At 59.1% G+C, this 22,446-nt stretch carries 20 protein-coding genes; 16 read left to right on the top strand and 4 right to left on the bottom strand.

The annotated features are described in order from the left end of the window. Positions 1-269: 269 nt before the first annotated feature. Positions 270-1,220 carry a LysR substrate-binding domain-containing protein gene (locus OKW28_RS10470; RefSeq protein WP_429445283.1) on the bottom strand — a complete coding sequence of 317 codons (951 nt, stop codon included), beginning with the start codon at positions 1,218-1,220 and terminating at the stop codon, positions 270-272. Positions 1,221-1,411: 191 nt separating this feature from the next. On the opposite strand from OKW28_RS10470, the gene OKW28_RS10465 reads away from it, so the two are divergent. Together OKW28_RS10465 and OKW28_RS10460 are read left to right on the top strand one after the other, a co-directional pair. Further along, the gene (locus tag OKW28_RS10465) at positions 1,412-1,882 is read left to right on the top strand and encodes a nuclear transport factor 2 family protein (protein WP_429445281.1); all 471 of its coding nucleotides are present in this window, start codon (positions 1,412-1,414) and stop codon (positions 1,880-1,882) included. Positions 1,883-2,011: 129 nt separating this feature from the next. Then, positions 2,012-3,562 (top strand): TniQ family protein, encoded by a 1,551-nt coding sequence (locus tag OKW28_RS10460; RefSeq protein ID WP_429445279.1) that lies wholly within the window; start codon positions 2,012-2,014, stop codon positions 3,560-3,562. 56 nt (positions 3,563-3,618) lie between these two features. Here the strand turns inward: OKW28_RS10460 and OKW28_RS10455 are convergent, their stop codons facing one another. After that, positions 3,619-4,581, bottom strand: coding sequence for an IS110 family transposase (locus tag OKW28_RS10455; RefSeq protein ID WP_429445278.1), 963 nt, complete (start codon positions 4,579-4,581; stop codon positions 3,619-3,621). Between the two features lie 1,795 nt (positions 4,582-6,376). Next, positions 6,377-7,864, bottom strand: a complete 1,488-nt coding sequence (locus OKW28_RS10450; protein ID WP_429445276.1) for an RICIN domain-containing protein — start codon at positions 7,862-7,864, stop codon at positions 6,377-6,379. Between the two features lie 1,132 nt (positions 7,865-8,996). Between OKW28_RS10450 and OKW28_RS10445 the strand changes: the two genes are divergently transcribed. From OKW28_RS10445 to OKW28_RS10430, 4 genes are all read left to right on the top strand, one after another. After that, positions 8,997-9,317 (top strand): hypothetical protein, encoded by a 321-nt coding sequence (locus OKW28_RS10445; protein WP_429445274.1) that lies wholly within the window; start codon positions 8,997-8,999, stop codon positions 9,315-9,317. Beyond that, complete coding sequence (locus OKW28_RS10440) at positions 9,280-9,753, top strand: tyrosine-type recombinase/integrase (protein WP_429445272.1); 474 nt, start codon at positions 9,280-9,282, stop codon at positions 9,751-9,753. The genes OKW28_RS10445 and OKW28_RS10440 overlap by 38 nt, the downstream gene beginning before the upstream one ends. 66 nt (positions 9,754-9,819) lie before the next feature. Next, positions 9,820-10,797, top strand: a complete 978-nt coding sequence (locus OKW28_RS10435; protein ID WP_429445270.1) for an IS5 family transposase — start codon at positions 9,820-9,822, stop codon at positions 10,795-10,797. 79 nt (positions 10,798-10,876) lie between these two features. Beyond that, positions 10,877-11,392: a hypothetical protein gene (locus OKW28_RS10430; RefSeq protein WP_429445268.1), complete on the top strand. Its 516-nt coding sequence runs from the start codon at positions 10,877-10,879 to the stop codon at positions 11,390-11,392. A gap of 549 nt (positions 11,393-11,941) precedes the next feature. On the opposite strand, the gene OKW28_RS10425 is transcribed toward OKW28_RS10430, so the two are convergent. Further along, complete coding sequence (locus tag OKW28_RS10425) at positions 11,942-13,672, bottom strand: methyl-accepting chemotaxis protein (protein ID WP_429445266.1); 1,731 nt, start codon at positions 13,670-13,672, stop codon at positions 11,942-11,944. A gap of 461 nt (positions 13,673-14,133) precedes the next feature. On the opposite strand from OKW28_RS10425, the gene OKW28_RS10420 reads away from it, so the two are divergent. The 10 genes from OKW28_RS10420 (at position 14,134) to tnpB (ending at position 22,420) form a co-directional block, all read left to right on the top strand. Beyond that, the gene (locus OKW28_RS10420) at positions 14,134-14,586 is read left to right on the top strand and encodes a hypothetical protein (RefSeq protein WP_429447008.1); all 453 of its coding nucleotides are present in this window, start codon (positions 14,134-14,136) and stop codon (positions 14,584-14,586) included. A gap of 133 nt (positions 14,587-14,719) precedes the next feature. Further along, positions 14,720-15,082 (top strand): hypothetical protein, encoded by a 363-nt coding sequence (locus tag OKW28_RS10415; RefSeq protein ID WP_429445264.1) that lies wholly within the window; start codon positions 14,720-14,722, stop codon positions 15,080-15,082. A 141-nt stretch (positions 15,083-15,223) separates the two neighbouring features. Next, a complete protein-coding gene (gene mqo, locus OKW28_RS10410; protein ID WP_429445262.1) occupies positions 15,224-16,870 on the top strand; it encodes a malate dehydrogenase (quinone) in 1,647 nt (548 codons plus the stop codon). Positions 16,871-17,077: 207 nt separating this feature from the next. After that, entirely contained in the window at positions 17,078-17,425 is a 348-nt protein-coding gene (locus OKW28_RS10405; protein WP_429445260.1) for a lipocalin-like domain-containing protein, read from the top strand. Positions 17,426-17,991: 566 nt separating this feature from the next. After that, a complete protein-coding gene (locus OKW28_RS10400) occupies positions 17,992-18,795 on the top strand; it encodes a hypothetical protein (RefSeq protein WP_429445258.1) in 804 nt (267 codons plus the stop codon). Between the two features lie 89 nt (positions 18,796-18,884). Beyond that, a complete protein-coding gene (locus OKW28_RS10395) occupies positions 18,885-19,529 on the top strand; it encodes a hypothetical protein (protein ID WP_342963573.1) in 645 nt (214 codons plus the stop codon). A 209-nt stretch (positions 19,530-19,738) separates the two neighbouring features. After that, positions 19,739-20,101, top strand: a complete 363-nt coding sequence (locus OKW28_RS10390) for a VOC family protein (protein ID WP_429445256.1) — start codon at positions 19,739-19,741, stop codon at positions 20,099-20,101. A 39-nt stretch (positions 20,102-20,140) separates the two neighbouring features. Then, a complete protein-coding gene (locus OKW28_RS10385) occupies positions 20,141-21,157 on the top strand; it encodes an IS110 family transposase (protein ID WP_429445254.1) in 1,017 nt (338 codons plus the stop codon). A 514-nt stretch (positions 21,158-21,671) separates the two neighbouring features. Next, positions 21,672-22,079: an IS66-like element accessory protein TnpA gene (gene tnpA / locus OKW28_RS10380; protein ID WP_429444462.1), complete on the top strand. Its 408-nt coding sequence runs from the start codon at positions 21,672-21,674 to the stop codon at positions 22,077-22,079. Further along, positions 22,076-22,420, top strand: a complete 345-nt coding sequence (gene tnpB / locus OKW28_RS10375; protein ID WP_429444458.1) for an IS66 family insertion sequence element accessory protein TnpB — start codon at positions 22,076-22,078, stop codon at positions 22,418-22,420. The genes tnpA and tnpB overlap by 4 nt, the downstream gene beginning before the upstream one ends. Positions 22,421-22,446 lie beyond the last annotated feature (26 nt).

Below are 22,446 nucleotides of genomic sequence, written 5' to 3'. Positions count from 1 at the left end.
TGCAAATAGATAAGATGGATATTGCTAATGTCTCGCGTCTGTAGCACCCGCAATCCGCACACGGAGACTAGCCCCACGCGCATGTCAGACCGTAGCCGGCCATGAAGGGACCGTCACCTGTGCACAGTCAGCGACGTTCGAGTGTCATAACGTGTTTCGGCAGCGGTCATTCGCGATGTGCGTCGCAGCGTGGCTCATTTGCAAAACAGGTCGCTGGTCGAGTTCGTCGCAGCCTTTACTTTCGAGCACCGTTCCTGTGAAGTCTGTATTCAAGCGGGTGGCTGGACCTTTTGCCGTTTCGGCTCATCTACTTTGGTGACCAGGTACTTGCCAAAATGAGCGTGCACAAAATCCACGAATACCCGCACCTTTGGCGTCATTTTCCGACTGCTGGGCCACACCATATGGATACTGTTGGAGTCGGTGACGTACGGGTCCAGCATGGTTTTCAGGCGTCCATCGGCGAGCGCGTTCTTGACAGAGAAGTCAGGCACGCATGCGATCCCGCGCCCTGCCAGAGCCATATAAAGCAACATGTCCAGGCTGTTGCACACCACCGTCAATGGCAGCGACGAGCCTGCCGCTGTGAATGTCGAATGCCGCAGCGGCCATTGGTACAGTTTTCCAGTGGGTGTCCAGCGATAGTGCAGACATGCATGATTCAAAAGGTCATCCGGATTCGTGGGAGTTCCCTTTTGTTTCAGATACTCCGGCGCGGCGACCAGACAGGCGCGCCAGTAACCCAGCGGGCGAGATACTAGCCGTGAATCCCGAAGCGCGCTCCCGCGAATGACGACATCAAATCCTTCATCGATTACATCGACCATTCGATCGGTGAAATCAAGATCGAGTTCAATCTCGGGATGTTGCTCCATAAAGGCTGAAAGCACTGGAAATGGTAGTCCCGCCGAAAGTGACAGCCCCACCCTTAGCCTCCCTCGCGGATGTTGGGCCATTGCGCTGAGTTCGTCTTCGGCCGCCTGAACTTCCCCGAAAATCCGTCTGCACCTTTCCAGGAACACCTCGCCTTCGGACGTAAGCCGGACGCTTCTCGTGCTGCGTTGGAAGAGCCGCACGCCAACGCGCTCTTCAAGCCTCGAAATGCTTTTGCTGATGGCCGACGCTGAGATGCCGAGTTCCCGCCCAGTGGCCGCAAAGCTCCGCGTTCGCGCAGTGTGAACAAAGACTTCCAGCCCGCCCAGCGCACTCAGGTTTTCCACATCAGCCCCCCACGCGGTATTCGTGACATTTTTGTCATGACCAATGTGAACGCTACCCCGATTAATGATGATGGGTCAATGGCTTTACGATGGATTTGAGAGGCGGGCGGCATGAGCACCATGCCGGCCGCGCTTCAACCAGTCCTTGGCGCACCGGTGTGCAGTGATCGAACAACGGGAGCGCCAGTGTTTTGGCAACTCAACGCGCCGTGCCGGCGCACCGGTTCTATCAGGAGAAAATTTTTATGACCACCGCTGAACATCTCGACGCTTACCTCAAAGCCATGGGCAATCGCGACGTCGGAGGGACCAGGATCCATATGGCAGATAATGTCGTCCTCAGAAGTCCAATCGTGCCCGCGCCGTTCGTTGGGAAGGAGCGTGTCGCAGACGTCCTGACGCAGCTTCTCGCTACTGTGGACGCCTTCGAGCCGAAGCTTCTCTTGCGCGATGGTGCTGACTTTGTCGCCGTGTTCACGATCCGACTCGGTGACCACGCAATTGACGGAATGGATCACATGCATCTGAACGAAGAGGGCCTTGTCGATAGCATGACCGTGGCATGGCGCCCGCTTCCGTCGGTGGTCGCGGTCCAGCAGAAGCTTGCCCCGAAATTGGGAGGAAAGGCGATGATGCTGGTTCCAGCGGATCAATCGGCCTGAATCATCGGTCCCGACCGCAATGGCATCGCGGCGTTGGCTGCGCATGGTGAAGGTGCGTGGATCGGTCGTGAAGGCTGACGGTGGAATCAGTACAAAGGTTAGCTCGTAGCCATCGAGAGGGTGTTCGCGATGAACGATTGGCGGCTTTCGCCTTCAAAGCGGTCCTGGGTAGCGCCGGTAGTTGAACGGCCGATAGGGGTCGGGAAGGCTCATTCAGACTTTGTGAAAGCCGACGTTCGTTGGCGCCTGTTTGTGAATGTCAGTGAAGCGATCGTCAGCCGCCGCACAACGTCCGACCGACGACCGGCGGCATTTGGAAGGCATTACCCTATGGCAGCGAGGGAGTGGATGTCGCTGGCAAATTCAAAGGGAAAGTTGGCCGAGATGTGGGTCGATAGCCTGAATCGAATGGTAGGCCGTAGCGATCTTAAGTTTCTTACGTTGCTGCCATGGGCGCAGCGCTTCGGCCCATTTGCCCGCTTGATGAACGAGAATCGTCAGTGGTGTGCACTGTGCCTCGAGGAGGATCTTCAATCTGGTAGCACGATCAACGAACGCCTGATCTGGTCAGTTCAATGGGTCAAGATTTGCGAGCGTCATCGATGTCGCCTTATCGACGCTTGTCCCACGTGCGGATACCGGCAACCATCCCAGATTTCTCCGCGACAGTTGTGCGGCTTTTGTTCCCGATGTGAAGGATGGCTTGGAGCAGCAAACGCACAGCCTCTTCTCCCGCGACAAACAACGGCACTGCGATACGAAGAATGGGCGGCAAAATGCTCCGCAGATCTTGTAGCCCGCGCCCCACCCTCAACCAGGATCGACGCCAGAAGATGCATTTCGCAAGTAATTGAACGAGGCATTTCCCGCTACTTCGACGGGGATGCAGCGGCGTTTTGTGAACACATAGGCGTGTCGAAGAGCTGCCCTCAATATTGGCGAACTGCGGGGCCGCCGCACGCAAGCACGCTTATGGCCATCTCGTATTGTCTGCAAGTTCCCCTCCACGAGCTCGTGGTGGGAGTTGATGCTTTCAAACGCAGTCGGCCACTTCCCTTACCATCGCAGCTAACACGTAAGCATATACGTGCCATCGCCCGGCCAATAGACTGGGAACAAGTCGAGCAATTCCTGACGGAAGTCGCAAACGGGATACTCGACTTTGATAGCCTTACGTCCGCCTTGGAGGCAATACATCTACAGCCCACCCGGGCGTACGCCCACTTTCCGAACCTATGTCGCCACGTAACGAAAAACACCAAAGCTAAACGTAAGGAGGCTATCCAAGGTGCTCGCGAAGAACGGAGAAGCCGGCTTGATAACGCCATTTTTCATAAGGTGACACGCATGATTTCGGGTGGCGAGCACCCACCATCGATAAGCTGCTCAGATTCGCACAATCACACGGTCTTATATGGACACCGCCCGGTTTGCCAGATCGATCTAGATGTGATCTTGAAGCGAGGTACCGGCTGCAGACTTATATCCGACCTTTCATGCAAGCCGAAGCCTGCGGGCCCTGATGGAATTCGCCGGGAACGTCCTCATCTGGGTCACGCACTTTTAAGCGCAAGGCCGTGTTCAGGTTTGCGTTCCTGCGGTCCGACCTGTTTCGCCATCACATGTGAACCTCAGCAACCTATCGGTACTTTAGTCTTTCCTTTGATGCTTGCCTGTTAAGCGGCTTTTACGCTGACATGATTCTTCTCGTACGCGCTGTTGTGCGCAAGAATAGCCTAGGCCGTGCGCGCCATCTTGTTGGCCATGGCCGCCGCGACGACGTTAGCTCGTCGTCGCTCCTGGATTGCCTTCTGCCATTCGCCAGACACTTTGGTATGACACATCATCGAGCGTGCACCATGGATTAGCAGTATGCGCAGGTACGGGTCACCCCGCTTCGATATCCCTCCCAACCATACCTTGCCACCGGTGCCGCTTTGCCGCGGGACCAGTCCGAGGAAGGACGCAAACTCACGGCCGGATTTGAATGTCGTTGCGTCCCCAATCGTGGCGACCAGTGCAGTTGCAGTGAGCTTGCCAATCCCGGGTACTTCAGCGATTGCCTGACAGGCCGCTTCCTGCCTGTGCCAGCCGTTGATCTGCGTCTCTAGTAGATTGATATCCTGCTCGATGCCGTCGATACGCTTCAACTGGTCTTGCAGGCTGTCGATCATGATTCCTGGCAAGGAGCCTTCGAGTTCGGCCATATGCGCACGGATCTCATTGAGTCCAGCCACGCGTCCCGCCCGAAACGACACACCGAACTCATAGAGGAGGCCGCGTATCTGGTTCACTTGCATGGTCCGAAACTTGATCAGCAGGGAGCGCATTCGGTGCAGACCGAGCATGGCCTGCTGGTCTTCCGTCTTTGTTGCTACGGTGCGCATCCCCGGTTGCTGCACCGCGGTCCAGATCGCCCGCGCATCAGCTGCGTCGGTCTTGTTCGTCTGGACAAACGGCCGAATGAACTTTGCATGCAACAGCACCCCCTCGTGCCCGATCGCCTTGATCTTGCGGGCCCACCAGTGCGCACTGCCGCATGCTTCAAGCGCGACACGACCTCCAGGACGCTGCGCCAGAAACGCTATGAGCTCGTCGCCTCGAAACCGCCTATTAGCTATCTCGCCGGTTTGTGTGTCGACCCAGTACATCTGGAAGATCTGCTTTGCAACATCCAGTCCGTATGTCGTAGCATTCATTTGGGCCCTCCGTTCCTCAAGTGGACGTGTTGAAACTCCACTCTGGCACATTGATGCCGATCGGTTCAGGAGGGCCTCAACGTTCGTACAAGGCCCTTCGTCCCCGAGGGGAGGACGGTGTCCATTCCATCTGGGTCCGGACAAACCGGCAGACCGTACTTGCATCCGGCAGGCACAGCTTCGCGCTCTCCAAGGCACCCCCGTAGTGCCGGAGGCATAGCGGGGAAGACTTCGCGGGGAGGCAACCAGCCCGCCCCTGAAGGCAGACGAAAACCACTCGTCGGACGGAGTTCCCGTCGCTGCCGCCGGCGCCTTTTTGCCGCCAACGTTGCCTGTTACAACTGGCGGCGCAAAATTCACCATAAAGCTTCCAAACGGAAGTTATATGGTTTCTTCCACAAGGTGTCGGAATACCCCGGAAGGCTTGCCGGGCGGAAGGCAGCCGACTCCAACAGTTGCCCGCAAAGCGCCGCCAGGTTTGACTCCCACTCTGCCCGACTACCACATACCCATCATCCTACCCATACTTCGCGGCGACATGCCCAGAGCGGCATCTACGCTGGTCTCCACCGCATCAGCCGGCACCACCCACTCTCCTGAGTGCGTCGGTCGACCACGCGACGCGCGACCGGTCCGTGCCCGCGACAAGGTCACCGGGCCGGCCACCTTGAAATCCATTCTCCGCTCGACTTCTTCGCGTTTCGTGTTTCGTGTTTCGTGTTTCGTTATGCTGATAGCATGCGCCGTCAATCGCCTGAATGAAACTATCCCCACTCGATCGTCAATCGGTGACGGGGACCCTTGTGTATACGGCTTCTCCGGCTGGTCTGGAGTGACGATACCGTCAGCCATACCGAAAAATCCATTCGGCAGTTTCCAGCTCTGGACAGACCGCAACAGAGAATCCACGCGCACTTTCGTTCAAACATCGCGAACACAGGGCATCCGAATGCCGACTTCTTCAGGAATACCGTCTTCGATACCGTCAGGCACTTTCCAGCGCGATCCTGGCAAAGCTTGAAGAAGCCATGATCCCAACTGCGGCCACGTTACCGACCGGAAACGATGCAAACCGTGCTGCAACCCCGGCGAGCGCAGCGCAGCGGCCGCTCGACCGGAAGATGCTGCGCAACCACGACTGGCAAGTGTCTCAATCTTCAGCAGGCGCGATCAAACTCATGTCAAGGGCAATTGTGCGTATCGCGAAACCCCGCATCGGAGAGCCCGCGCGATTCTCAGAGCCGATCAGGACACGCTAGCACGCGTCGGGCTGAGTCGGAGTTCGCCTCCATGGCGAGCCGTCGTCCCGGCGCGCTCCACGTCGGCATTCAAGGGCGGGTCGTTAGCTGACTTTGACACGCACCTTGGCTGAGCCGCTCGGACATTCTTGCTGAACGTGGTTCCGCGCCGATGTAATCGGGCTGTTCTCACCTAGTGTGGGCCCGTTCTCATCGAATGGGGTCCGGAGTACGGCGAGATTCTCAACTAATGCGGTTCCGACGTCAGGACGACCCGAACTGGTATCAGGAGGCGCCCTACATCGCAGAGGTGGTCGTGTTCAATGAGCATGAGCTGGCGCACTGTCATCCTCACGAAAACAATACATTCATACTCGGGGCTTGCCATATTCAAGACGGGATGCACTGACGCTTATCGAATAGGAGTCCTGACAGAATTGGATGCAGGCGGGGAGACGGAAGCTGCAACAACTTTCCGTGTCGACTCACCCGGCAGCGGAGCTATAAAGCCCCGCCTGGAACGCCCCGCATCTTCAGATTTGCCTGGCAGCTTGCGATCAGGGGGCGAGAACTTGCCACTGCTGGCTTTGCAAACCTTCGTATTGCCAAAGGTCTACATTTGCACCAGGGGCCGTCGAGCCACCCTTGACATCGATGCACGAACCGGGCGCGTGGGCCGGACACAGACGGTAATACTGCGAGCCGGTCGAGATGACACGCCAGATCTGATTGGCGGCACCGCGGTAATTCCACACCAGAACCTGCGCCCCATCTCCGGTACCCGCTCCGCTCACGTCCATCGCCAGGCTGCTACTGGCGGCGGCGACCTCATATTCGCCATTGCCCAGATTGACGAAGCTCCACAGTTGGCTTGTCGACCTCGTATAAGGAGTTTGCATCAGCAAGCTGCCGTTTGCCTGGCCGGCCGGTGCCAGCGCCAGCCCGCTCGATCGGGATACGATCTGATATGTCCCGTCCGGAATCGGACCGACACCTCGTGCACTACCATGACCCTGCACTGAATAGTTCGCACCGACCGTGTAGGAGCCGAAATTGTCGATCTGCCACCAGCTATTGGCGAGCGCCGTATTGCCGGCGAGCGTGCCGGTTCCACTGCGGGTGATGATGCCTTCATTGGTATTGCCGATGGCTGTATTGCCGACTATCGTTCCAGTCGTGGACTCCATGTCGAGACCGCTCATGGACAGACCGTTGTAGTTCGCAGTGCCTGGCGCGGTCGAGCCGTTGAAACTCAGGTCGTTGTTCGAGACGGTGAGATTGGCAGGAGTTTGCTGGGCATGAATACCCAGCCGATAGTTGCCGACGAATGTCGAGTTATCGACAGTGATCGCGTTGCTCCCCGGTCCGTTGATATGCAAGCCATCGCCCGCCCACGAGTTCAAGAAGCGCGAGTTGGTAATCGTCACATTCGTCGAGCCCCATAAATACGCATTGTGCCAGGCAAGGCCGTCGTTACCGTGCACCATAATGCCGCTATCGTGAAAGTAGGAGCGATCGATGGTCAGTCCATTGATGGACCCGGTTGCCATTCCTTCCGCCGTGTTCCTCACCTCGACGTTCAGAATCTTCAGGTTGCTCGCGTCGACAAGCTCCAAACCCTTCGCGGCTTCGTTGAGACCACCGCCCGCCACCGAGTAGGCGTTGTTAGGATCAAAAGCCGCCGACTTCGGAACCTGTCCGTCAAGCACAAGGTTCGAGATGGTAATGTCGTGCAGGCTCCCCTGGCCATTCACAAGGATTAGGTTCCATACATAGGGCGTCGACGGTCCTTGAATCACCGTTGCGGCACCTTGGCCCGTCAACGTGATGTTGCTGCCCGGGATCTGGATCGAACTGCTCAAGGTCCAGACGCCCGCGCCGAGCGTAACAGTGCCGCCACCCGCTGCCGCTACCGATTGAAGTGCGCTCTGAATGCTCTGTCCGGGCTGAACGGTGGCGTCCAGCGCGTGCGCGCCCTGCATCGGCAACAAAGCAGAGAGAGCCAGAAACGTTACTAGACTAATTGACCATCGTTTACTTTTCATGGAGAGCTCTGAAAAAATCGACGTATTGAGATGGAGGCGCCGTGGGGTGGCGGCAGAAGAGGCCAGGAAAAGGAGCACGATTGGGACCGTCAAGAGCCATGCTTCGTGCTCGATGCGTCGTCGCGATCAAGCGGTTTATCGTCATCCGCGGGCCGGACTTTAGGGGCCTTTCATAAATTTTGTGTTCAAGGCATAACATGTAGCTCAAGGAGCATGTATGCCACGCAAACCCAAAACGGCCCCCGCAGGCCCAGCCGGCCTTACCGTCAATTCCAAAGGAACTAAGGAAACCCTGATTTATCTAGCTCGGTCGCGACAGCATTGCGTTGCGCGCCATTCCTCGCTGACCCCTGATAGGGCTGAAGATCCGCTGTATTGGCCGGTCATTGCAGTGAAGCACTTCCCACAGCAGACGGCAGTAATCTTCGGCCAATAGTTCACGCGCTTCTGAACGTCTTCCTTCAACTCGCCGCATTCATCGCAGCGATCCAGGACACTGACCTGCAGCGGTCGGGAGCGCCACTGTTCGAGCGCGTTCATGTCAGCAGCCCGCGTGTTGATCTGCGACGCCGACGGCGATGATGTTCGCGGCCATCTTCCGCAGTTCTGACGACGTTGGATCATCTCGGTGCAGCTCGAGTAAATCACTTGCGTTCATGCTCATCGTGGCCCTCACTGGATACAGATGTGGCTAAGGTCAACAGTCCGGCGATACACGTTCTTGTTCAGTCAGGGGACGAACGTGTACTCGTCGTACGCGTTGCTACCGATATGAATCCAGTGCAGAACGTTTAACATGGCGCCACTTACTGTAAATGAAATCGCAAAGTCCATGGAATCAAGATAGATGGACGACCCAAAGAAAACCATTCTACGAACGGTCACTGCAATCCTCCGTTGGCATAGCGCATTCATACGTTTGGATACCTCGAGGCATCCAGGAAGTGAGTGTTCGAGTCGGCGATGTAACGGGAGCCAGTCATACGCAGGTGACCGTGCCGACGTTGCCGGGAGACAGCATGCCACTCACGAAGTCTGAAGGCGACGTGGTTGCCGATCTTGATGTTGTGGGCCTGTCAGATCTGTTGTCCAGTGTGGCATTTGCCGCCAGCGGGGAATCGACATTCGCATGTTGCTCGAGACGCAGATCACCGACAACACGATCCGATTCAAGCCGTCAAAGACGGCCGGCACGAGTGGCAAGGTACTGGACGTTGAGATCACGCTGCAGATCCGCGCGGTGATCGATCGCGCGAAGGCGATCAAGAAGAAGTACTTGATCACCAGCCCATACCTGTTCCCCACGCAGAAAGGCGGGGCGTATTCGAAGACCGGGCTTCATTCGATGTGGCGCCGCGCAAAGGATCGCGCCAACGTCACTGACAGCATCCAGTTCAAAGACCTGCGGGCGCTCGGTGCAACAGACGCCGCAAAGGCCGGGAAAGGTCGGTGACTGTCACGCTGACAGCATCCGACGGGCCGACATCATGTCCGTGCTGGATACCGTCAAGGCGTGCGGTGCCGCGCGTCTGGCCAACCGGCTGCCCGCCGAACTGAGGCAGATGTTCGGCTTGGCACTGGTGCGCGAGATTGTGGCGGCCGATCCGACGACCGGCATCGAAAAGAAACACGTTGGTGGTCAGGAGGAGGAACGCGAACGTGTGCTGTCGGAGGCCGAAATCCGCGCGTTGTCAGCCAGACTCGCCGACGCCAATCTGCTCAACTCGACGCAGCACGCTGTATGGGTCATGCTCGCGACGCTCACGCGGATCGGCGAACTGACCCGCGCGCGCCGTGCCGCCATCGATCTGGCAGCGGGCACCTGGATCATTCCGGCGGACCACTCGAAAAACGCGAAGGAGCACACGATCTACCTAAGGCAACACTGATTAAGTCCACCAATCTGGCACGTCAAGCGTTATAGAGATCGGATTAAACGAGGAAGGCAGAACAGGATGAAACAGCAGACGCTGGCGATGGCAGCCGATCAAGGTGCGGGTTTCGAGACCCACCGCAAACGCACGCGGCGCGACGAGTTTCTCGACACGATGAATGCGATCGTGCCATGGGCGCAGTTGTGCGCGGTGATCGAGCCGCATTATCCGAAGCGCGGCAATGGCCGCCCGCCAATTGGTCTGGAGCGCATGCTGCGGATCCACTTCGTGCAGCACTGGTTCAATCTGGCCGACTTCGCTTGCGAAGAGGCCCTCTACGACAGCGCCAGCCTGCGTCGCTTTGCCGGAATTGACCTGGGTTGCGAAGCTGTGCCCGATGCGACGACGCTGCTCAAATTCCGGCGCCTGCTGGAGACGCACAAACTGGGCGAGCAATTGTTTGCCGAAGTCGGCCGGGTCCTTCAGGCCAGCGGCATGAAGCTCAAAAGCGGCACCATCGTGGACGCGACGATCATCGGCGCGCCGAGCTCGACGAAGAATGAGCAGAAGGCGCGCGACCCCGAGATGCATCAGACCCGCAAGGGTCGCCAATGGTATTTCGGCGCCAAGCTGCACATCGGTGTGGACAGCCAGAGCGGCCTGGCGCACAGCGCGGTGCTCACGCCCGCCAATGTGCATGACAAGCATCCACTGCCGCAATTGCTGCACGGGCAGGAGCGGCGCGTCTACGGCGACAGCGCCTATGCGAGCCAGAAGGCACTGATCCACAGCAAGGCGCCCAGGGCGCGCGACTATACCAATCAGCGCACGCGCCGTGCGGGCGGCGAAGTCGACGAGGTGCAGCGCGGCAAGAACCGCAACAAGTCGAAGATCCGGGCGCGAGTCGAACACGTCTTCGCGGTTGTGAAGCGTCTGTGGGGATTTACCAAGGTGCGCTATCGAGGGCTGGCAAAGAACGCCAACCGGACGTTCGTCGCGCTCGCACTGGCGAACGTCTACCTGTCGCGCAAGAAACTGATGGCACCGGTACGCCCATAGTGGGCGAAAGGCGGGCAAAGTGCCCGCCCAACAGGCCTGCGAGGGCCGAAAAGCAAGGGCTTAAGCTCGGCCTCATCACTTGGCGAAGTTCAAATCGCTGACACGTCGCCGATTTACCCGCTTGTTCAGCTTTGCCCTAAGCGAGTTTGCCAAGACCCACATGCGGGCGCTGCTCGAACTCGGCGGCGATGAAGTCTGGCTCTTCCCGGCCGCCCGGCACGACGGGCCAGTGTGTTCCAAGTCCATTACGAAGCAGATCTATGACCGCCAAGGCGCGGCAAGCGGCACGCCGTTGCAGCACCGCAGCCAGCACATCGACGCGCTTATCTTGCCAGGCGGACGGTGGACCCCTCACGATCTGCGCCGAGCGGGCACGACGCCGATGGGCGAGCTCGGCGTCCATGGCCACGTGAGCGAGAAGTGCCTGAACCACCTCGAACAGAACAAGATCAAACGCACCTATCAACGGGCGGTCCGGCAGCAGGAACAGTCGGACGCATGGCGCCTGCTCGGCGCACGCCTGGAACTCCTGATGGATACCCCGTCGAACGTCGTGCCACTCCGGCATGACGCCGCGCTCTCCGTGGCCGCATAAAACCTACGGCGAAAGGTGTTCTGCGCGCCGTACGCGCGGACGCTTGCAGTCTTCGTCTGGCGCTCAGGCGATTCGCCGCTCAGCCCCATAACGGCCTGCCTAGTGCTCAGAGACTTGCGAACGAATTCGGTCAAACCTTTGATGACGCGGAACCGAATAAATTGGACTTGCCGGATTTGCGACGCGAATTTGTTGGATTCGCAGAAGGGTAAGATTGGCACACGTTGCGCCCGTTGCGAATGGCTGCCTGCGGGCCATAAACGGTCCTTCGCAGTCGCATGGCGAACGTCCGCTGACGAGCGACGAGGTGCCCTTTTGGCGAAGCGACGGCGACCGACAATTCGTCGGACGAGTCAGCTTCACTCTCAAGCGCCGCGGGCAGCTGTTCCGATTTGGACGGCCGTTCTGGCCGATGACGCCTTCCGATGGAACAAGTGCCCAGAACCAACACCCGCGTACCCAGCGCGCTCACTGTCTTCGTGTTGGCGTTCACGAGCTTGCGCATTTGTTCAAGCGCGTCCGCTGGCATTGTCCATTTTTCTGATCTGCTCAGAATGCCTGCCAGTCCACAGCACCTATATCCGTCGCAGTCACAGTGCCGCTCCCTGCGGTAGTGGCTGGCATCGTCTTTGTTAACGCTACAGGACGGGACGTGCGAACCTTGGGTACCGGCCGGCGCGGTTCGCTGAGCGGGGCGATTAATCGTGACGCAGATGCCCCCCGGTCGTCGACTTTGAAGACGGCCACTGCGTCACGCAACCCTTGGGCCTGCTGGGCCATCGACTGGGCTGCGGCCGAGGCCTCCTCCACCAGCGCGGCGTTCTGCTGGGTCACCCCGTCCATCTGGGTGACGGCCGTATTGACCTGTCCGATGCCGGTGCTCTGCTCTTCCGATGCCGCCGCGATCTCGCTCATGATGTCGGTCACGCGCTTCACCGACTGGACAATTTCGTTGATCGTGGCACGGGCTTCCTCAACGAGCTTCGAGCCGACGTCAACCCGGGTCACCGAGTCGCTGATCAGATCCTTGATTTCTTTGGCCGCCGTTGCGCTGCGCTGGGCGAGCGTGCGAACCTCGCCCGCCACGACGGCAAAACCACGCCCCTGTTCGCCGGCGCGGGCGGCCTCAACCGCGGCATTGAGCGCGAGAATGTTGGTCTGGAACGCAATGCCTTCGATCACGCTAATGATCTCGGCCACCCTGGCTGAGCTGTCGGAGATCCCGTTCATCGTTTCGATCACCCGTCCGACCACTTCGCCGCCCCGTTGTGCGATCCCCGACGCCGTGCTGGCGAGTGTGGTCGCCTGCTTCGCGTTGTCCGCATTCTGACGGACCGTGCTCGTCAGCTCCTCCATGCTCGAGGCAGTTTCCTCGAGTGAGGCCGCCTGTTCCTCCGTGCGCTGTGACAGATCCGTATTGCCCTGCGCGATTTCGTCTGCGGCGACCGAGATCGACTCGCTGGAGGTCTTGATGCCCTGCACGATGGCGGTCAGCTGGTCTTTCATGGCGCCCAGCAAAAACATCATGCTGGAACGGTCTCCTGCTTTCAGCCGCACCGCGACGCGCAGATTGCCGGCCGCGATCTCGCTGGCCAGTGCGGCCGCCTCCCGGGGTTCGCCGCCCAGCTGTCGTGTGAGGGCTCGGGCAATGACCAGCGCCACGCCCAGCGCGACTGCCGCCGCAGCGATAACCAGTCCGATCACGAGTGCTATCGCCCGTGAATACGCCTGACTCGCCGCCTCGCCTTCGCGGGCCGCGCCCGCCACGTTGACGTCGACGATCGTCTGGATGTCTTTTTCGATGGCATTGCGGGCCGTGTTGGACTGACCGCGCATCAAGTCCATTGCATCGCCTGTCTTGTTCTGTTCCGCCAGTGTCACAACCTGCCGATCGAGGTCGAGGTACTGCGGCATCAGCGTCTGGATGTCTGCGAAGGCAACTTTTTCTTCCGGTTCGCCGATGAGCTTCTCGTATTCGGCTGACACGCGCCGGTAGTCGGCAATGCCGGCAGCGATTACCGTTTCCGCATGCTGTATTTCGGCGGGGGTAGGCGCGCCGACAGCACGAAATTCACCGAGGCGTATAGCGCGGAGGGCGGCCTGCATCTGCAGGCTGGTGCGCACGCTCGGCAACCAGTTGTCGCGGAGTTCCGCGACGTGACTGTTCTCGCCGCTCACCTCGAATAGCGATACTGCGCCCAGTCCGACCATCAGGACGACAACAGCAGAAAAACCCAGGATGAGCTGGGAAAACACCTTCAAGTTTTTGAGAAACTGCACGATTGCCCCATTGGAATTTATATCACGCAGCGGATCCCGACCGGCCAGCCGGGAAATGCAGCAGGTCGTTCAGTCTGTTATCGGCAACGCGAATGATATATTTAATCTAAAGTGATTTTTTTATCATCAGGCTTTCGCGCAGGTTCTGCCTGTGGTCAGTCCCGGCATCAGCCCGTCTTTACATAACGGTGGCGTCGACAAGCTACCAGGAGCCGATGGATCGACAACCGGCTCGTCCAACGTGGCCAGAAGAGTCCTTCGTGAGCATGGACGGGAGCGAACACGAATCGGCAGCCTCCAGAAAGTCAGACCGGGCGGCGCGGGCGGAACAGCGGCTTTGGAGCGCAGCGGTGACAATCGCAGAAGCTAGCTGAAGGGGCAGAAACGGATCGCCTACGGAAGTTCGCCACGCGACCGGGGCCGAATACCTATATCGCGAGGATCGGTTCTCGCGCGGAACGTTGCACATCGACGGCCGGTTGGCCGCGCCGGCTCACATCAGCGCGCCGGTGTTGGCCGTATTCAATCCGCGCAGCCGCGTCATGCCGCCGGTATCCATCGTGCCTGCCGTTCATCGAGGCTTTGGCGATGCCCAGTTGCGCACCCTGCAGCGCCGCGTGAAGGCACGGCGCTCGAACCGCGCGAGAGAACTTGCACGCATGGAGCAGTTGCCGGTGGTGCTTTGCATTGCCGATACGACAGAGCTGAACTTTAACGGTCAGGACATCGATGGGGTCGTCCCGCTCAGTTATGAAGCACAGGTGGGCATGTATGCGCGCTGTGCTGCGCAACGGCTACTTGCCGGAGCGCGAAGTGTTGATGGCCGACGGCCCGATTGCCGTGAACGTGCCGAAGGTTCGCGATCGGTCAGGATCAGGCGTGAAGTTCAATTCTACTCATTAAAGTTTGGGTAAGGCGATGTCTGGAATTTCAGAAGATTCGAGGCCGGCTTTTACGGATACCCGGAACGCCCCTGCGCCTGTCTCCGTGCAAATGCGCGTCGAGCATGCTTCGAGCGCTTCGAAACGCATGGCATAATTCTTGCGGTTGGCCCATCTCGCAGGTCATCGCGACTGGCTTCTGCTCGCTTCGGGCTCGCGACATTACAAAATTTATTTTCGGGTTCAGGATTTTCAGAATGACAATTATCAAACACTTGGTCTTTACCCTGTCGATGGCGCTGATGGCGCTGACCTTACCGGCAGCTACGGCCTACGGCAGCTCTACCAGGCGCAGCAATGCTTCGAGGCCGTGCAGAACGGCGCGATTCCCGGCATGAAGGATCTGGCAGCGGCCAACTCTGCAATGACAGGTTCGAGCCGTGCGGCTTTCCGCCCACTTGTTGCATCGGCGTCATTGTTGCTGCCGGTGCGTCGGTCTATCTGTTGCGGGCCATATCAATTCCGCTGAATAAGGCGGTGGACGTTGCAAACCACATCGCCGACGGCAAGCTTGAGAATCAGATTGTCGTGGATTCACGGCTCTTTGCCGAAGCCATTCGGCTGGAAGTCCTAGCAAATATGTTGTGAAAGTTCAGAAAGGTTAGTCACTGTGATCAAAACGATAACGGCAGTTTTGTTGGGCGTGGTTCTTTCCGTGACCGCGTTTTCCGCGCAAGCCGGCGACACGAAAAAGGTAGATGTCCTGCTGGTGGGCGGCGGCATCATGAGTTCGACGTTGGGCGTGTGGCTCCATGAGCTCCAGCCTGACTGGTCAATGATGATGATCGAGCGTCTGGACGGTGTGGCCAAGGAAAGCTCGAATGGCTGGAACAATGCCGGCACAGGGCATTCCGCGTTGGCCGAGCTCAACTACACACCCGAGAAGCCGGACGGCACAATCGACATTTCGAAGGCCGTCGAAATCAACGAGGCCTTTCAGGTGTCGCGCCAGTTCTGGGCTTGGCAGGTCAAGAACGATGTGCTCAAGAATCCGCACTCGTTCATCAATTCGACGCCGCACATGAGCTTCGTCTGGGGTGACGACAATGTCCGTTTCCTCAAGAAACGCTACGATGCGCTGCAGGCGAGCCCGTTGTTCCGCGGCATGAAGTACTCGGACGACTTCGACCAGATCAAGCACTGGGTTCCGCTGATGATGGAGGGGCGCGATCCCAGGCAGAAGGTCGCGGCAACCTGGTCCCCCGTGGGCACCGACATGAACTTCGGCGAGATTACGCGCCAGTTCGTCGGCTACCTGCAGAGCCAGCCCGGCTTCAATCTCTCGCTCAACAGCGAAGTGCGCAGCATCAAGCGCAACGCTGACGGCACGTGGCGGGTGTCCTACGTGAAGACCCAGACCGGTGATTCCGAGCAGGACGTCGACGCGAAGTTCGTGTTCATCGGCGCAGGCGGCGGCGCGCTGCACCTGCTGCAGGCTTCGGGCATCCCGGAGGCCAGGGACTATGGTGCCTTTCCGGTCGGCGGCTCGTTCCTGGTGACGGAAAATCCGGAGGTCGTGAGCCGGCACCTGGCCAAGGCTTACGGCAAGGCTTCCGTTGGTTCGCCGCCGATGTCGGTGCCGCACCTGGACACCCGCATCATCGATGGCAAGAAGATCATTCTGTTCGGACCGTTCGCGACCTTCTCGACCAAATTCCTGAAGAACGGCTCGTACTTCGATCTCCTGACCAGCACCAATGTGCATAACGTCATGCCTATGGCGCACGTGGGCATCGACGAGTTTCCGTTGGTCGAATACCTGGCAGGTCAGCTGATGTTGTCGGATGACGATCGCTTCAATGCCTTGAAGGAATACTTCCCGCAGGCCCGGAAGGAAGACTGGCGCCTGTGGCAAGCCGGTCAGCGTGTTCAGATCATCAAGCGCGACGGTGCGAAGGGCGGTGTCCTCAAGCTCGGCACTGAAATCGTGAGTTCGCAGGATGGCAGTATCGCCGGTCTGCTGGGCGCGTCGCCGGGCGCCTCGACCGCTGCGCCGATCATGCTCAGCCTGCTCGAGAAGGTCTTCAAGGACAAGGTGGCTACGCCGGCATGGCAGGAGAAGATCCGGCAGATCGTCCCGAGCTACGGAACCAGGCTCAACGACAGCCCGGCCAAGGTCTACCAGGAATGGACCTACACCAGCGACGTGCTGCAGCTGACGCCGCCGCCGCAGATCGACCTCGCCACGACGCCGGGTTCGAAGCCCGAGGCCACGGCACCGCGGCCGGCCAAGGCTGCGACTGACATGGCGCTATAGCCCCGGACGGACCGGGGGCGACCGCGGGCCACACGCCGCTGGTCGAAACAGAGTATGCATGGACAGCCGGCGGCAGATGGCGAGTTTCGCGACTGGCCAGCGGTTGGCCAGCCACCCGTAAAGCCCTGCATCCCATCCTGTCTGTCTGAACACACGAGAAACTGGCGCGAGCGGGACGCATTTTTTATATAGGTAAACGGTGAAATCATGGTCGATGGCGCCGTTGCCGCCCTTATTGCTGTCGCAGCGGCGTCCGGTGCCGCGCGGGCGCAGGAATCCCCGCTGTCGGGGGCGTGGCGTTTGGTCTCCTATAAGGTCGAATCCAAAGTCACTGGCGGCAAGATCGCAGCAATGGGCGAGCACCCGAGCGGTCGCGTAATTTTCACCGCGGACCACCCGGTGGCGTTCATGTTGACTCGCGACGGGCGCAAACCCGGAAAGGGCGACGCCGAGAAGGCGGCTCTGTTGAACACCCTGGTGGCGTACACTGGCATCGAGCGCGCCGAAGACAATCAGTGGTGCACCAAGGTTGAGGCCGCCTGGAATTCCGAGTAGGTCGGCACGACACAGTGACGGGAGTTCCACGTCGCCGGCGACCGTCTGCAGGTGCTGACCCCATGGCGACAGATGCCGAACTGGGCCGGCATCGCCCGGTCCATCATAACCTTCGAGCGCGACAAGTAAGTTTCCTCGACCTGCGACGCCGGCACGCGTTCCTGCAAGCATCGGCAATTCGGGCTAACCTGCGTATCTCTTCGTTGCGGCCTTTGGGCTGCCCCTGCTCGGTGTGATTAGGGAGCCGATGTTCACGCTCGTCAGTCGACGAATGACTGGCTTGACGAACGCTGAAGGACTGCCAAGGTCGCTTTATGCCAAAGGCCCGCCGGTGGCGAGCGGGCGCCGTCACCTCATGAGGGCAGAGTGCGGCCAGTTAGAGCCGTTCACGGAACGGTGCATGAACGGCCGTTGCTCGGCTGATTGCTGTCGATCGCGATGCCGCTGGCCATGACACGAAGGCGCAGAGTATCTCTGGATTGTCCGTCTAGTTCGAACGTTGCCAGACTAGACCCCAACAGAGCAAGCGGCCACTTGGATCTATACTTGGGCAGTTGGAGACACCCATGGCTAATCACGACAGGCTGCATCCGCTACGTCCGCTCCTGAAGAATTGGGTTTGGGAGCATGGCCGAATCGGTACTCGCTATCTGGACTGCATCGATGGCGGAATCAAGTTTGACGAAGGGAAGAAGTCGCGCTTCGCGGCCGAAGAATACATTTTCGTGCCGCTCGACAAGGATGCTGACGACGATGCGTCTGTGGAGGGTCCTCCGATCCAGGAGGCGGGTCTTGCCCGGTTTTTGAGGGCAGCGCAGTTGGGCAAGCCGGAGGAAGCCGGCTCTATGGTGGAAGTCCAGCGCGCAGTGCAGGACTGCGTGGAACTTGGCCTGTTCAGCTCATATCAGATTGACGCTCAGGAAGCCTCTGCACGCTATGCGCAGGAGCCCATGTTCGACGATGAAATCCGCGCCGCGGTTGTCGACGATATCCGGCGTATCTACGCGGGCGCGCGCGAGCAACTGTCGCTGTACGATTTCAGTGTGCTTTACGGCTTGCCCACTCCGTTGCTCATCAACGAGGCGCCGTTCATCGACTGGCGCGTGCGCGGTAGTCCGGCCCTTCCGTTCGTCTCGCTTCCTCTTGGACCTTACTGCCTGCTGGTGGGTGCGCCGTCGGGCCGGAGCAGCCGAATTGGCCCAGTGGCCTGGAAGTCCGCTGCCACAATGGGACCGTTGAAGGACCACAACCGCCAAATCGCGGAGCACTCACGTTTGTGGCTGGTGGCGACCACCGATGACCAACTCGTCGATGTACAAAGCCGCTTGGCTGCGGCCTGGAGCCCCAAGCCGGAGGATGCGAAACCCTGACGAAGTCGGCGGGAAACGCGCGGCCGGCAGTGGCCGAATCATGAGGGCCCAGGCGTTAGCGAGACAACAACCTTGCTGTAGGAAGACCCATGAAGAAAGGAAAGACAAAACTTACCCGCCATGATGCTGAGCGCCTTTTCGAGGGATTGCCCGGCGGCAACGTGAGAGTATCGGGCCGGCCCGAGAACCCATTCGAAGCAGGAGCATTCGACGTGGTCGAGCGCGTCGACGACGAAACCAAACTCTGGAAAGACAACCTCATTACGCTTCCGATGGCGATCGAGTTGCCTGTTGGCTACGAGTCGGTGTCTCGCATGCGCGAGGCGATGGTCCGGGCATGGCGCGTGAAGTGGGTGAGGGAAGGTAAAAACGAGGTTGTCACCGAGTTTCCCGAAGGATGGACGGCCGTTCGCCCGGAAAGCGGCCCCATAGAGCTGAGAGATCCGTCTGGCGTGGTCCGCGCCTTATACGGTTGGGCTGCGGATGCTGAACTCAAAATTCTGCCGCGGTATCTTATTGAGTCACAAGCGAACAGTTCAAGCGGACTAGGCAGCCTGCTTGTCCGTGATCGCGGGAACGGTCAAATTCTTGAGCGGTCATCGATCTGGTCCGCTCAGACCGGTACCAATCATCCAGATTGGACCAGGCTGTCAGCGTGGCTCAACTTACGCTATCCACAACATCGCGACCCGCTGCGGTACTGGAACGATTGCGAGGAAAACATCCAGAATTGAGCCGCTTTGGCGGCGCTGTTCCCGAGGCAAACTACTGCACCCGGCTTGACGGAGGCGAAAGCAGGGCTCATCGCTTGATTGCGGCTTCCGCGATCGGCCACGAACGGTCATTCCACAGGGCCGCATAAATTGTCGACAATTTTGGTTCGACGTATCCTCGCAGATCAGTTGTTCGAAATCCCCAAACCAACGACCTGTATAACCATTCGATGCAAGCAAAGCTCCGAATCGCCAGACCTGTCAGCGACATTTCCCGGTCTGAAAGCATGTATTGCGCGGCCCTCAACCTGGTCGTGCTGGCACGATTCCAAGATCATCAGGGGTTCGATGGGGTGATGGTCGGACGTTTCGGGATGGACTATCACTTCGAGTTCACGCAATGCCGCGAACACCCGGTAGCGGCCTCACCGACGCATGAGGATTTGCTGGTGTTTTATGCTCCGGACCGAGAAGAGTGGGAGTCGGCATGCGACCGGCTTGTCGACAACGGATTCGTTCGCGTCAGGTCGTTCAACGGCGCTGATAATCATATAGCCGGCCTGCTTTCGGTCCAGCAGCGACGGCCAGCGTAAAGTCAAGGTCCAAACCGACTTGATGCACGGGAGGTCAGCATGGACAAGTTTGGCGGAATCGACCTGCACTCGAACAACAGTGTGGTGGTGATCTGTGATGAGGTTGACCGGGTCCTCTACCAGCGGCGATTACCCAACGATCCGATCCAGATTCGGGCCGCTCTGGCACCGTACCGCGCCGAACTGGTCGGGGTGGTCATCGAAGCGACGTTCAACTGGTACTGGCTGGTGGACGAGTTGATGGGGGATGGCTATCAGGTCCATCTGGCGAACCCGGCGGCAATCAGGCAGTACGAGGGTCTGAAATACAGCGGCGACTTCACCGATGCAGCCCATCTTGCGCAACTCCTGCGTCTGAGGCTATTGCCAGAAGGCTACATTTATCCAGCAGAAGAGCGGCCAGTGCGGGACCTCTCGCGCAAACGAATGCAACTGGTGCGCTGCCGGACCGCACAGATACTCTCAATCGAAAACCTGCTTTCCCGACAGACAGGTCAGCGGATGACCGGAGAAGTGATCAAGCATCTGAGCGACGAGCAGGTAACCGCGCTCGGTTTTGCGCCTGATGTGACGCTCGCCATGCAGGCCAGTCAGGCGGTGATGCGCACGCTGCAGGAGGAAATCATCATCTTGCAGAAGCGACTCATGGAGCGTGTACAACTGCGCCCGGATTATGCGCTGCTGAAGTCGATACCCGGTGTCGGCCCCGTACTGGCGACAACGATCATGCTAGAGACGGGGACCATCACGCGCTTTGCCGACGTTGGCAACTTCAGCTCGTATTGTCGCTGTGTGGATAGCCGACGGGAAAGCAACAACCGCAAGAAAGGGGAAGGCAACACGAAGAATGGAAACAAGTACCTCGCCTGGGCGTTTGTCGAGGCGGCGAACTATGCTATTCGCTACTGCCCGCAGGCCAAGCGTTTTTATGAGCGCAAGATGCGCGCAAGGAATGGAATCCTCGCAATCAAGGCGCTGGCGCACAAGCTGGCGCGCGCGTGCTATCACATGTTGCGTGAGCACCAGCCGTTTGACGTGAAGCGATGTTTTGCCTGACGGGTCGACGCATGGAGGCGAGCCAGTAACGTGACTGGCCTGCAGCCAGGGCTACTGATTGGACGTGCTCCTGCGCCGGCCCCACTGTTTGCGAAAAACCGGATCGCCCGGGCGATGAGCCATAATTGACTGGCGTCGCGAAAGTGACAGCCACGGCTCTGCGATGCAACCCATTGGACGTCGCCTGGCACCAACGTTTCTCTGGGGCGGCAATAGTCGCCAGGGCGGCTGCAGACCTGCGGCATGCTTGATCCCGATGGGTGTCTGGTGCGACCCGGTTCGCAACCAGCTGAGAGATAACGGATGTGATCAGGCTTCGTAGACAGCACGACAGACAACGGAAAAGCATCGCCAGATTGCAGTGTCGATGGTATTTCCGTCGGCACTGCAATCTGGCGATGGATGAATTCGTGCCTTGACTTGGGCCGGCGTAAGCGCCTCATCTCGGCCGTTCTCTAAGCAGCCATAAATGGAGGTAATTTGGTTCCCACCAAATTTTTTGGCGGGAACCAAAGTGGCCGACATAGTAGATGGCAAGAACGAAGCGCCCGGTAGGCGCCCGAACTTTCCGCGCGAATTCAAGCGACAGCTGGTCGAACAGACCTTCGAACCGGGAGCTTCCGTATCGCTGGTCGCGCGTCGCAACGACATTAACACCAACCTGCTGTTCAGATGGCGTCGCCAATATCTTCAAGGCGTATTCGGAGCACCACATCCGGCGCATGTGCAACAGCAGTCAGAGGTTGACGTTGCACCGTTTCTTCCGGTGAGCGTTGTCGCCGAAACCGAGACATCGATGTCCATGCGCGAGGCTGTGTCGGAGAACGTCTGCGAGATCGAATTTGACCGTGCACGCCTGCGCATCCGCGGCAACGTGTCGCCTGATATGCTGCGGTTACTGGTACGAGAACTGTCCCGATGATCGGGCTGCCGGCGGGCACCCGCATCTGGATTGCGGCTGGCGTCACCGACATGCGTTCCGGATTTCAGGGCCTGGCGGCGAAGGTGCAAACTGCACTGGAGGAGAATCCGTTCGACGGGAACGTCTTCATCTTCCGGGGCAGGCGCGGTGACCTCATCAAAATCCTGTGGGCCACGGAGGACGGGCTATGGCTCCTGGCGAAGCGGCTTGAGCGAGGGCGGTTTGTCTGGCCGCAGGCCGACGGCGGTAAGGTCCATCTGACACAGGCACAACTCTCGATGCTACTCGAGGGCATTGACTGGCGGCAGCCGCGTCGAACCGCGGCGCTATCGGTGTTGTAAACGCTTCGGGGCACGCGTAAACTCCG

This window comes from Paraburkholderia sp. 40 (assembly GCF_050434105.1).
Classification (GTDB): domain Bacteria; phylum Pseudomonadota; class Gammaproteobacteria; order Burkholderiales; family Burkholderiaceae; genus Paraburkholderia; species Paraburkholderia tuberum.
Note: the sequence above shows the minus strand (reverse complement) of the source record. Positions and strands in the feature narration are given on the sequence as shown.

What these genes read in the sequence shown, in the direction of transcription:
- OKW28_RS10460 (WP_429445279.1), top strand. Translation starts at nt 2,012, where the DNA reads ATGAACGATTGGCGGCTTTCGCCTTCAAAGCGGTCCTGGGTAGCGCCG.
- OKW28_RS10455 (WP_429445278.1), bottom strand. Translation starts at nt 4,581, where the DNA reads ATGAATGCTACGACATACGGACTGGATGTTGCAAAGCAGATCTTCCAG.
- OKW28_RS10450 (WP_429445276.1), bottom strand. Translation starts at nt 7,864, where the DNA reads ATGAAAAGTAAACGATGGTCAATTAGTCTAGTAACGTTTCTGGCTCTC.
- OKW28_RS10435 (WP_429445270.1), top strand. Translation starts at nt 9,820, where the DNA reads ATGAAACAGCAGACGCTGGCGATGGCAGCCGATCAAGGTGCGGGTTTC.
- OKW28_RS10405 (WP_429445260.1), top strand. Translation starts at nt 17,078, where the DNA reads ATGGTCGATGGCGCCGTTGCCGCCCTTATTGCTGTCGCAGCGGCGTCC.
- OKW28_RS10400 (WP_429445258.1), top strand. Translation starts at nt 17,992, where the DNA reads ATGGCTAATCACGACAGGCTGCATCCGCTACGTCCGCTCCTGAAGAAT.
- OKW28_RS10395 (WP_342963573.1), top strand. Translation starts at nt 18,885, where the DNA reads ATGAAGAAAGGAAAGACAAAACTTACCCGCCATGATGCTGAGCGCCTT.
- OKW28_RS10390 (WP_429445256.1), top strand. Translation starts at nt 19,739, where the DNA reads ATGCAAGCAAAGCTCCGAATCGCCAGACCTGTCAGCGACATTTCCCGG.
- OKW28_RS10385 (WP_429445254.1), top strand. Translation starts at nt 20,141, where the DNA reads ATGGACAAGTTTGGCGGAATCGACCTGCACTCGAACAACAGTGTGGTG.
- tnpB (WP_429444458.1), top strand. Translation starts at nt 22,076, where the DNA reads ATGATCGGGCTGCCGGCGGGCACCCGCATCTGGATTGCGGCTGGCGTC.